This is a genomic window from Chitinophaga costaii (assembly GCF_900094705.1).
GTDB lineage: Bacteria > Bacteroidota > Bacteroidia > Chitinophagales > Chitinophagaceae > Chitinophaga > Chitinophaga costaii.
This window is the reverse complement of the sequence record NZ_FMAR01000007.1, coordinates 224,013-235,567: the sequence shown is the minus strand read 5'-3', so window position 1 is coordinate 235,567 and position 11,555 is coordinate 224,013. Positions and strand designations below refer to the sequence as shown.

The window sequence follows — 11,555 nt, the reverse complement described above, 5'->3', positions numbered from 1 at the left end:
TAATGAGCTATGTGGAACTGCTGGAATTTATAAAAGATACCTATAAGGCCTGGCGAAAGACACACAATGCATCATTTGCTTTTTCAACTTAATGGGAAAGGGGGTACACCCCCTGATTTTGTGACAATCGATTTTTAAGCGGTAACCCTTATTGACAAAGGGATCCCTCTGTTTTTTACCCAATTTTAGTCGGACAATAATGATTTTTTAACTCTTTATAAAGCAGATGAAACAATAGACTTGCTAAACAATGTTAATTGGCGGGAGTATAGGAGCCGCAAATCCTAATGCTTTATCTAGTTACACTACCCTGGCTCTCCCCAGCTTTAACCAAGGGATACCGGTAGGTTATAGCTATGGCTATGACCGGCTGAACCGGCTTCGCTACATGCGCTATAATCTCTTCGATTCAGTAGCCACGCAATGGAGCAACACTAAAGCGATAAACGACTACAAAGAAATCGTACGCTACGACGCCAACGGCAATATCCTGAACTATCAGCGCAATGGCACCACGCAAAACAGCCGCGCACTGGCCATAATGATAGAGGACGTATTGCGGATCTGCAGTATCAGGCAGAAGGTATTACTAATTCGGGAATTCGCCTTGGTGGATATGATGATGACAAAAGTATAGACATTTTACTATCCTTGGACCTCGGGGAGAAAGGTGGATTCGAGTTGGGGATCAATATGCCGTTCAATAAACTAAACGGAGATCAGATTAACCCTATCCGTGGAGGTGAGATGTTTAATAAACCAGTTAATTTTGTAATGGAGATTAAAAAAGGGATTAACCAGCCGAATTTTATTAAAGGATTTAATTAGGCCATAAATAAAGTGCGGAACTCTGGCCTCCCGAATGCCATTCCAGTGATGGTGATGGACGATGCTGCTTACAAAAGCGCTTTTAATATGAATAACCGTGTAGAAGAAGCTGCCAAGGACTTTTTGAAAGCAGGGGGAAGAATAATGCTAATCGGTGGTTTAAACAGGGTTGCGAATGATGTTAAAAAGGATGTTATAAAAGAAGCGGCAAAGATAAAGACTGTTATACCATACCTTCCAATATAAATCGTCCTAAAGATGAATAAAAAAAGCTGCTTAGTCTATTACTATTATTGATTGTATTTTTAGCTATAGTCGTTTTTTGTAAAATGAAAAAAAGTATGCCATACCAAGAATCAAAATCTAACGTGATAGTGTTTTATGAGGTGGATAGGGATTTAATGGATAATAATCGAGCCATATTCACTCTTCCGGAAAGGGAGTACATCAATTGGTTCAAATCATCGTCTCGGTATCATTCCTTTAGTAAGAGTTTTGTCAATGAAGTGCTCATACACACTCAAAGAATAAATAATATGCTTACGATACATCTCTTGGAAGACAAAATATGGGAAGATTCCTGTGCTCAGACACATATTTATTGCTATCTACAAAAACTTTCTGCAAATTTATTTATCAATGAGATGAATAAATCTTCTTATTCAGAACAAGTGCAATCAGAGGTTGACTTGTTTAAAAAGATGCTGACACTGATAGTTGAAGGAAAGGTGTCTGTTATTGTTGAATACTCAAAAGATGAGGGATGGTTTGATTACGATGGTATTTTAAAAAGTAAGCGGGAGTTGGAAGAAAAGAACCGCCCAAAACAATAAGCCCTTTAGTAAATCATTTTGTGGAAATACAAGAGCCCCAAAAATAACCCAGGATATGAAGGCCGTTATAAACATACTTACCGTGGCAAGTAATGATTAGTCAAATGACGACAAAAATCATAACGTTCGTAAAAGTATGTAATGTTTATTTTCAAATTTCTATGGAAGATGTGATTAAAATAATGAATGACAAAACCTTTGATCAAACTTATGATGAACTTGACGGAGGCTGGAAAATAATTTTGTATTAAATATCCTAATTTTTAAGCCTTGGCACAGTTTATTTTACAGCCTCGAAGAATTGTCATAAATGTAATGATTTCTTGCGTTATTTTTTCGTTATTGTGTATTTAATATTTTTATCACTCCGTATCCAAGGGCGCTAACAGTTCTGGAAATAGATTCGGATATTAATGAAGATGCTGTCGTGGCAGCCTTTTTTCTAAATTCAATTTGTCTGATATTATTATCATTAATTTGGCTTCTTTTAATGAAAGGTAAAAAGAAATAAAAATGTTCTGATTATACTCGCTGTAATAATTAATATAGCTGTATTTGTGTAGATATTTACCCCTCTAGTCGGAACGAAATAGATATTCTCATCAGTACCAGCGGCACCGGGTTGTACAACGGCAACATCAGTTACACCACGCTGGCCTTACCCGGATTTAACCAAGGCGTACCGGTAGGCTACAGCTATGGCTACGACCGGCTGAACCGCCTGCGCTACATGCGCTACAATCTGTTTGATTCGGTGGCCACGCAATGGAGTAACAGTAACGCCGTAAACGATTATAAGGAGATCGTGCGCTACGATGCCAACGGCAACACCCTGAACTACCAGCGCAATGGCACCACGCAAAACAGCCGTGCACTGGCCATGGATCAGTTGAGCTACTTCTACCAGCCCGGCAACAACCGGCTTACCTATATCCGCGATGCGGTAAACAAAGACAACTACAAAGAAGACCTGGACAACCAACCGCTCAACAACTACCAATACGACCAGATCGGTAACCTAACCCAGGACCTGAGCGGTGGTGTAACGTCTATCCAATGGACGGTATATGGTAAGATCCGCAGCGTATCCCGCGGCACTGCCTATGGGATCAGCTACGGCTATGATCCTGGTGGCAACCGTGTATCAAAAACCATCACCAGCAGCACACCCTCCACCAGTTTCTACATCCGGGATGCCCAAGGCAACGTACTGGCGTTATACGAATACAAGGCCGGTGTACTCACCTGGAAAGAGCAGCACTTGTACGGCAGCAAACGCCTGGGTATGTGGCAGCCCAACCGCCCGGTAGGCGATAGCCTGCTGACCCAAACCCGGCAGGATACGGTGTTTACAGGCGATAAACAATATGAGCTAAGTAATCACCTGGGCAATGTACTGGCCACGGTAAGCGACAAGAAAATAGCGGTACCTTTAAACGACAGCACCACGGCCTACTACACGGCTGCATTATTATCGCAGACAGATTACTACCCGTTTGGGATGATCATGCCCGGCAGGGGCAGCCAGTATGATGCGGGCACGTCTAACGGTGGCACTGGCGGTACAGGCAATGGCGGCAGCGTAGATTGTGCGGATGGTTCTTTGCCGGATAACCTGCAGATAAATGAACGGGGTGCGGATGATCCGGGAGCGTATAAGGCAAGGAATAGTGTAGGATTTACGGAAAGTTTTGTGGCGGATGGTAGTTCGTTTGTGGTAACGATAGACCCGGATGCAGCGGAGTGTGTACCGGTGGTGCCGGGCGGGGGGAGTGGAGGCGTTGGTGGGGCGCCGGAATATCATGATGGGTACCGGTATGGGTTTAATGGAAAGGAGAATGATAATGAGGTGAAGGGGGATGGGGATCAGCAGGATTATGGGATGCGGATTTATGATCCTAGGGCGGGGAGGTTTTTGAGTGTGGACCCCATCACGGCGAAATATCCCGAACTTACTCCTTATCAGTTTGCGAGTAATAGCCCAATTGACGCAATTGATCTAGATGGTTTAGAAGCTTTTTTTATTCATGGTACAGTAAATAATTCTAGTAGATGGACAGAGAATTCTAGAACTGTGCCTACGTTGATTAGACTGACAAACAACAAATACAAGAATACAGGATTTAATTGGAAAGCTCCCCTGCTTAATAATGTAAACGATAGGACTGTTGCTGCGAAACAGCTTACAGCCTATGTTCTTAGTCATAGAGTAACGGGAGAAGAGATTACACTCATTGGTCATAGCCATGGAGGAAACGTTGCCATTCAAGCGGCAGATATGATTTATAAGGCTACCGGCGAAAAAGTTAATATTATCACTATTAGTACACCTGCTTACAATCAGACCTATAGTAAGGAAAATCCAAGAAACTCTAAAGGTATAAATGATCACATTGCACTTTGGAATAAAGACGATATGGTAGCAGGTGGACTTGCGGGAGATCATTATTTTACTAACTCACCTAAAACTCGTAATATCGAACTTAACGTTGATAGATTTTATGTGAGTGAAAAGCCTATTAAGGACAGATGGGGAAAGGTAACAGTAACTAGAACAGTTGATGGCGTTGGAGCCCACTCAGTCGATATAGATCATCCCGAAGTCATAAATGAAGCTATTGATCAAGGTAAAATACCTAAACTTAATCTTGTAAAACCTAAAATATGAATAGATTTTTCAGTGTTTTATTCTGGGTTTTTATTTTCTATATATTATTAATAATAGTTAGTAACCTGGTAGGATTAGTAACATTCGGAAGGGGACTTGGAGATATTTATTTTTTAATCTGGATAATTGTATCGGTGATTCTTTCTATTTGTCTTAAGTTTTTTGTGAATAAATTTGATGCATTTGTCGTTGTCGTTGGTATGTTGTTGAGCATTTTTATTACACTTGAAATAAGTATTTGGCGAGGTATAGAATACAAATGGAATGGACATATTTTTCTTTATTAAATATCTTTATCTAACTACTAACTGGGCCTTTAACGCGGAGGAAATGAGGCGAACATAAAGTGCAGGGCAAAACGATGCAACAAAAAATACCCGCCATGAAGACGGGCTTTAAAGCCTTTCAATGTTAAAAACCGCTAACATTTCTCTAGGTACCCAGGATGAGAGTTGAACCCACACGCGCATTGCTGCGAACGCGATTTAAATCCCGCGTGTCTACCGATTCCACCACCCGGGTAGACCAAAAACAAAAAATCCAAACTACCTGCGCAATTGGAATTTGTTTTTGGAGAGGGAGACCGGGCTCGAGGCGTCAACGCCGACCTTGGCAAGGTCGTTTACCCAAAGCCAGCAGGATACGCTATTTACGGGAGATAAACAATATGAGCTAAGCAACCACCTGGTAAACGTGCGGGCTACATTAAATGACAAAAAAATAGCAGTACCTTTAAACGACAGCACCACTGCCATTACCATAGGGATTACCAACCTATAGGCAGCAGCACCACGGCATTTAACCGGCTGTCCTACACGCCATCCGCGCCTGCCAGCAGTGGCGCCGCCCCCGATACCAGTGGCACAGGATTATACAACGGCAATATCAGTTACACTACCCTGGCCTTACCCGGCTTTAACCAAGGGATACCGGTAGGTTACAGCTATGGCTATGACCGGCTGAACCGGCTTCGCTACATGCGCTACCACCTCTTTGATTCGGTGGCCACCCAATGGAGCAACAGTAACACCGTAAACGACTATAAAGAAATTGTACGCTACGATGCCAACGGCAACATCCTGAACTACCAGCGCAACGGGACCACGCAAAACAGCCGCGCACTGGCCATGGATCAGTTGAGCTACTTCTACCAGCCCGGCAACAACCGACTTACCTATATCCGCGATGCGGTAAACAAAGACAACTACAAAGAAGACCTGGACAACCAACCGCTCAACAACTACCAATACGACCAGATTGGTAATCTGACCCAAGACCTGAGTGGCGGGGTAACGGCCATCCAATGGACAGTATATGGAAAGATCCGCAGCGTATCCCGCGGCACTGCCTACGGCATCAGCTATGGCTACGATCCTGGTGGCAACCGTATATCAAAAACCATCACCAGCAGTAACCCGTCCACCAGTTTCTACATCCGGGATGCCCAAGGCAACGTACTGGCGCTGTACGAATACAAGGCTGGTACACTCACCTGGAAAGAGCAACACCTGTACGGCAGCAAACGCCTGGGTATATGGCAGCCCAACCGCCCGGTAGGCGATAGCCTGCTCACCCAAAGCCGGCAGGATACGTTGTTTACAGGCGATAAACAATATGAGCTAAGCAACCACCTGGGCAATGTACTGGCTACGGTAAGCGACAAAAAAATAGCCGTACCTTTAAACGACAGCACCACAGCCTATTACACGGCTGCAATGTTATCGCAGACAGACTACTATCCCTTCGGGATGATCATGCCTGGGCGAGGCAGCCAGTATGATGCAGGCACGTCCAGTGGAGAAACCGGAGGAACCGGCAGCAGCGGCACCGGGGATTGCGCGGATGGATCATTACCGGATAACCTGCAGGTGAATCAGCGTGGTGCGGACGATCCGGCTGCGTATAAGGCCAGGAATAGTGTAGGGTTTACGGAGCGTTTTGTGGCGGATGGTAGTTCCTTTGTGGTGACGATAGACCCTGATGCTTCGGAGTGTGTGCCGGTGGTGCCGGGTGAGGGAAGTGGGGGAGTTGGAGGTGCACCGGAATACCATGATGGGTACCGGTATGGGTTTAATGGAAAGGAGAATGATAATGAGGTGAAGGGGGATGGGGATCAGCAGGATTATGGGTTTAGGATTTATAACCCACAAATAGGAAGATTTTTATCTACAGATCCATTAAGTAAAAAGGTTGCCTTTTATACCCCTTACCAGTTTTCGGGAAATAAGCCAATAGTAGCTGTAGATGTTGATGGTCAGGAAGATCGTTTTTATACAATATCCTTTTTTGATAAGCAAGGGAAGGCAGTTTTTACGAGCACACGTAATGAGGGAACGGTCATTGGAGTAGAACGGAATGGTTATGAACTATATGATAGGCCTGAGAAGTTTGTAGCAGAATATAATCTGGCGTTTGTAGATGGTACTTCCTATAGCCTGCGGGTAAGTTTTGATACCTATAAAGAAATGCAGGGTGTTAAACAATCCCAGTTTTTACCACAGGTTGTATCCCTCTCCATGTTGAAGGGAGTTGACATTGGTGTTGAAACATACGGTGGTGCTGAGTTATTGTATAGTGTATATTCTTTGTCTACGAGAGTATTGGCTCGCCAGATGGCAAAGGCGGCAGTTGATAACACTTTTGTTACGGTTGCCAAACAGACTGAAGGTAAGCTGGTTAAAACCGGAGTTAAAAACTTTGAAAATTTCGGTGGCGAATTTTTAGATGATGCGACTAGAACTGTTGAGACGCCTTTTGTTCCCAAAGTAGCGCCAACAGAATCTGGATTTAAGACATTATCCGAGTTGGGACTAAAGGATGGGATGAATGTTTCGCCAAACAAAGCCTTAGAGTTGGGTGAGCAATTTTTAGGTAAAGGTTACAAGGAGTTGGTCCCCAATAGTGGTCGATTTGTTTCTGCTGACGGTACTAGAGTTGTTAGGATGGGCGTTAGTGATATTACAGGTGCTCATGGTGGTTGGCCACACATGAATTTTGAAACGTTAATACCGAATCCCGCGAAGACGGGAAAAATGATGGTTGATAAGAATATTCACGTTTATTTAAAGGATTGATTAAAATATAATAAATGAAAGTAGTAAAAATTGAGGTGCCGTCATACGATCCGAACAAGGGTATTGAGTACAAATGGGAAAGCGGGTTTGAAATTGAAGCGAAAATTCAGGATGGGGTAATTAAGATTACAGCAAACAAAGAGGGGCTCGTTTCATTGGGTAACCACCTGTTAAATTTGGCACAAGATGATATTCCTTCAGGGTATCACTTACATTTTGATGAATATAATTCTTTAGATGAGGGATCATCTGAATTGGTTGTTCAAAAGAAATGACCTTCCCCTTAAAAACTGTAGTGCTGTAAATTATAAATTTAGGGTACACATCAATTAAGAAACTTTTCAGTGTTAGATTTGATCCACTTGTTGTTGCTGTTGTTATGCTGTTGATGTGTGCATGCAGCCACAAAACCAATCGAGCCTGGTATTGTATGCCCCATTAGACGAAGTAAAAACGGGCAACACCGTATCGGAAACCGCCTGGGGCAATAATGGGGTACTCAATGGCATAAGCTGGCAACCTTACGTGGTGCCGGTGTATGCCGCGCACGATTACCCGACTACCTATGCTTACAATACGCTGAACCAGGTAATCCAACAATATACACCGGATGCGGATACCAGCCATTTCTGGTACGACCGTATTGGCCGCCTGGCCGTATCCCAAAACGCAGAACAATACAAAGGCAGCAGCCTGCCCGCTCACCGTTATAGCTATACCCTGTACGATGCCATAGGCCGCACGGTGGAAGTGGGGGAGAAAAGCGGAGCCGCCGCCATCACCAGCATAGACCCCAAAAACGACGCCGCCCTGCAAGGCTGGCTATCTACCGGTCAGAACGCCCAGGTGACCCGCACGCTATACGATGGGGTGAACACGGCCCTGGTGAGTGATACCGCAATTACCTATCATCAAAACAACCTCCGCAAACGGGTGGTATCCTCCTTCTACCGCGATGCCGCTGCTACCCCAGCTACTACTTTCACTTACGACAATGCCACCCACTACAGTTATGATATAAACGGCAACGTAGACCACCTCTGGCAAGACATCGGCGCGCTAAAACCCATACAGGGTGCCAAAGCCTTAAAGCAAATTACATACGACTACGACCTGGTGAGCGGTAAAGTAAACCAGGTAAATTACCAGCCCGGCAAAGCCGACCAGTTCCTCTACCGGTATGACTATGATGCAGACAACCGTGTAACGGACGCTTACACCAGCCGGGATGGGCTGCTATGGCAACAGGACGTGCATTACCGCTACTACCTGCACGGGCCTTTAGCCCGCGAAGAAATAGGCGAACATAAAGTACAGGGCATAGACTACGCCTATACGCTCCAAGGCTGGCTGAAGGGGATGAACAGCACCCACCTGGAAGCCGGCAATGAAATAGGAAAAGATGGCCTGCCCGGCACCCCTTATAGCACCGTAGGCCGCGATGCGATCGGCTTTAGCCTGGGCTACTACCAAGGAGATTACCAACCTATAGGCAGCAGCACCACGGCATTTAACCGGCTGTCCTACACGCCACCCGCGCCTGCCAGCAGTGGCGCAGCCCCCGATACCAGCGGCACTGGGTTGTACAACGGCAACATCAGTTACACTACCCTGGCCTTACCCGGTTTTAACCAAGGCATACCGGTAGGCTACAGCTATGGCTACGACCGGCTGAACCGCCTGCGCTACATGCGCTACCACCTGTTTGATTCATCCGCCACCGGTTGGAGCAACAGCAACGCGGTAAACGACTATAAGGAGATCGTGCGCTACGATGCCAACGGCAATATCCTGAACTACCAGCGCAACGGCACCACGCAAAACAGCCGCGCACTGGCCATGGACCAACTGAGTTACTTCTACCAGCCCGGCAATAACCGGCTCACCTACATTGGCGATGCGGTAAACAAAGACAACTACAAAGAAGACCTGGACAACCAACCGCTCAACAACTACCAATACGACCAGATTGGTAATCTGACCCAAGACCTGAGTGGCGGGGTAACGGCCATCCAATGGACAGTATATGGAAAGATCCGCAGCGTATCCCGCGGCACTGCCTATGGGATCAGCTACGGCTATGATCCTGGTGGCAACCGTGTATCAAAAACCATCACCAGCAGTACCCCGTCCACCACTTTCTACATCCGGGATGCCCAAGGCAACGTACTGGCGCTGTACGAATACAAGGCCGGTGTACTCACCTGGAAAGAGCAGCACCTGTACGGCAGCAAACGCCTGGGTATATGGCAGCCCAACCGCCCGGTAGGCGATAGCCTGCTGACCCAAAGCCGGCAGGATACGGTGTTTACAGGCGATAAACAATATGAGCTAAGCAACCACCTGGGCAATGTACTGGCCACGGTAAGCGACAAGAAAATAGCCTTACCTTTAAACGACAGCACCACAGCCTATTACACGGCTGCAATGTTATCGCAGACAGACTACTATCCCTTCGGGATGATCATGCCTGGGCGAGGCAGCCAGTATGATGCAGGCACGTCCAGTGGAGAAACCGGAGGAACCGGCAGCAGCGGCACCGGGGATTGCGCGGATGGATCATTACCGGATAACCTGCAGGTGAATCAGCGTGGTGCGGACGATCCGGCTGCGTATAAGGCCAGGAATAGTGTAGGGTTTACGGAGCGTTTTGTGGCGGATGGTAGTTCCTTTGTGGTGACGATAGACCCTGATGCTTCGGAGTGTGTGCCGGTGGTGCCGGGTGAGGGAAGTGGGGGAGTTGGTGGTGCACCGGAGTATCATGGTGGTTACCGTTATGGATTTAATGGGCAGGAAAATAATAGTGAAATAGAAGGTGATGGAAGTATTGTATCATTTGAATATAGATTTCATGATGCTAGAGTTGGTCGCTTTTTTAGTGTTGATCTGCTGTCCGCTAATTTCCCATTTAATAGTCCTTACGCATTTGCACAAGATCGCGTGATTGATGGTGTAGAATTAGAAGGGGCAGAAGTAGTTTTGGTTAATGAGAAGCAAAATAAGCAAATCTACAATGCTGGTGTACATAATACTGACAAGACTGCAATTCATATCTATGCACACGGAACGCCATCTAACATGGGATTTCAATCAATAGGAAGAGATTGGTCTTCCGATCCTGCTGACTTCTTGGCAGCTTTGCAGTTGAGTGATGTTTATAAAATTGCAAATAAAACAGATAAGATAGTGGTTATATTACATTCTTGTAGAACAGGTAGGTCTTACTACGATGAGAAAGGAAATTATATACCATCCTATGCGGAGCAAATGAGCAAAGTATTTCCTAATTTAACATTAATAGCTCCTGATGAGCGTGATGTATTCAATGATAACGGAGAAATGGGACCTAGAGGGCTTGTATCTAATGACGTTAATAAAAGAGGTGATCCTTTGGATGGTAATCATGAAACGGGAGATAAGAGGGGACATTGGAATGTATTTGAAAATGGGAAGTGGATTGGCCAGTACAGTTCAGCATATAATGCATCTAGCAGACCCTCTTGGTGGGATAATACCTTTAACTATTCGGCAGTAAATATTCAGATTTTAGGTACAGTTAAGACTAATTCAGTAAATATTAGAAGTAGTACTGGATTTGGGAATAATATTATTGGTAAATTGCAAAAAGGGGATCTGGTAAATTTGACGGGTAATACAAGTGGGAAATGGTCTGAAGTTATATCATCATCAGGAACTTCTGGTTGGGTTTCAACTGATAAAATTGAGCTTAAAATTAAAATAATAGTTCATGATGAAAAGAAAAAGTAGCGTTAATTTTCCAATGATATTATTTATTATTTCGTTTTTGGTAAATATCTTATTATGCTGTTGGGCCTATCTGACAAAAACTACTATTAGAGAAGAAAAAATCATCATTAATACAGAAAAATCGTACGTATATCAATTGTCAAATGCAGAGACTTATAAAAAGGTCCTTATTCAAAAAGATAGAGAGGCATATAGGAGTTTGTTTGATAGTACGTTTGAAGAATTGCCTGTGCAGTCATTTTTGTTGTCTAGTACGTTTTATGCTCTAACTAAAGACAGTATTGCCAAAAGAGATATGGAGGCAGTGAAAGTAGAACTAAAAGCTCGATATGGGTTTGCGCCCCAAGCCTCTGGCAAAAGTGTTCAATAGGCAAAAGAAAAGCA

The 11,555-nt window shown here is 44.7% G+C and carries 9 protein-coding genes; all 9 read left to right on the top strand.

The genetic code is table 11. The annotated features are described in order from the left end of the window. Positions 1 to 250 precede the first annotated feature (250 nt). The 9 genes from GA0116948_RS12160 to GA0116948_RS12110 all read left to right on the top strand — a co-directional run bounded on the left by GA0116948_RS12160 (position 251) and on the right by GA0116948_RS12110 (position 11,541). A complete protein-coding gene (locus GA0116948_RS12160; protein WP_089712513.1) occupies positions 251 to 637 on the top strand; it encodes a hypothetical protein in 387 nt (128 codons plus the stop codon). Positions 638 to 915: 278 nt separating this feature from the next. Further along, the gene (locus tag GA0116948_RS21275; RefSeq protein ID WP_165798435.1) at positions 916 to 1,074 is read left to right on the top strand and encodes a hypothetical protein; all 159 of its coding nucleotides are present in this window, start codon (positions 916 to 918) and stop codon (positions 1,072 to 1,074) included. 95 nt (positions 1,075 to 1,169) lie between these two features. Next, positions 1,170 to 1,661, top strand: coding sequence for a hypothetical protein (locus GA0116948_RS12150; RefSeq protein ID WP_123891767.1), 492 nt, complete (start codon positions 1,170 to 1,172; stop codon positions 1,659 to 1,661). A gap of 622 nt (positions 1,662 to 2,283) precedes the next feature. Further along, positions 2,284 to 4,329, top strand: a complete 2,046-nt coding sequence (locus tag GA0116948_RS12145) for an RHS repeat-associated core domain-containing protein (protein WP_089712509.1) — start codon at positions 2,284 to 2,286, stop codon at positions 4,327 to 4,329. A gap of 609 nt (positions 4,330 to 4,938) precedes the next feature. After that, positions 4,939 to 5,109 (top strand): hypothetical protein, encoded by a 171-nt coding sequence (locus GA0116948_RS21270; protein WP_165798436.1) that lies wholly within the window; start codon positions 4,939 to 4,941, stop codon positions 5,107 to 5,109. A 197-nt stretch (positions 5,110 to 5,306) separates the two neighbouring features. Then, on the top strand, positions 5,307 to 7,403 hold the full coding sequence (locus GA0116948_RS12125) for an RHS repeat-associated core domain-containing protein (RefSeq protein WP_089712503.1): 2,097 nt from the start codon (positions 5,307 to 5,309) through the stop codon (positions 7,401 to 7,403). Between the two features lie 14 nt (positions 7,404 to 7,417). Beyond that, positions 7,418 to 7,678: an Imm32 family immunity protein gene (locus GA0116948_RS12120; RefSeq protein ID WP_089712501.1), complete on the top strand. Its 261-nt coding sequence runs from the start codon at positions 7,418 to 7,420 to the stop codon at positions 7,676 to 7,678. A gap of 121 nt (positions 7,679 to 7,799) precedes the next feature. After that, positions 7,800 to 11,171 carry an SH3 domain-containing protein gene (locus GA0116948_RS12115; protein ID WP_089712499.1) on the top strand — a complete coding sequence of 1,124 codons (3,372 nt, stop codon included), beginning with the start codon at positions 7,800 to 7,802 and terminating at the stop codon, positions 11,169 to 11,171. Continuing rightward, positions 11,152 to 11,541 (top strand): hypothetical protein, encoded by a 390-nt coding sequence (locus tag GA0116948_RS12110; protein WP_123891768.1) that lies wholly within the window; start codon positions 11,152 to 11,154, stop codon positions 11,539 to 11,541. The genes GA0116948_RS12115 and GA0116948_RS12110 overlap by 20 nt, the downstream gene beginning before the upstream one ends. The last annotated feature ends 14 nt before the right edge of the window (positions 11,542 to 11,555 follow it).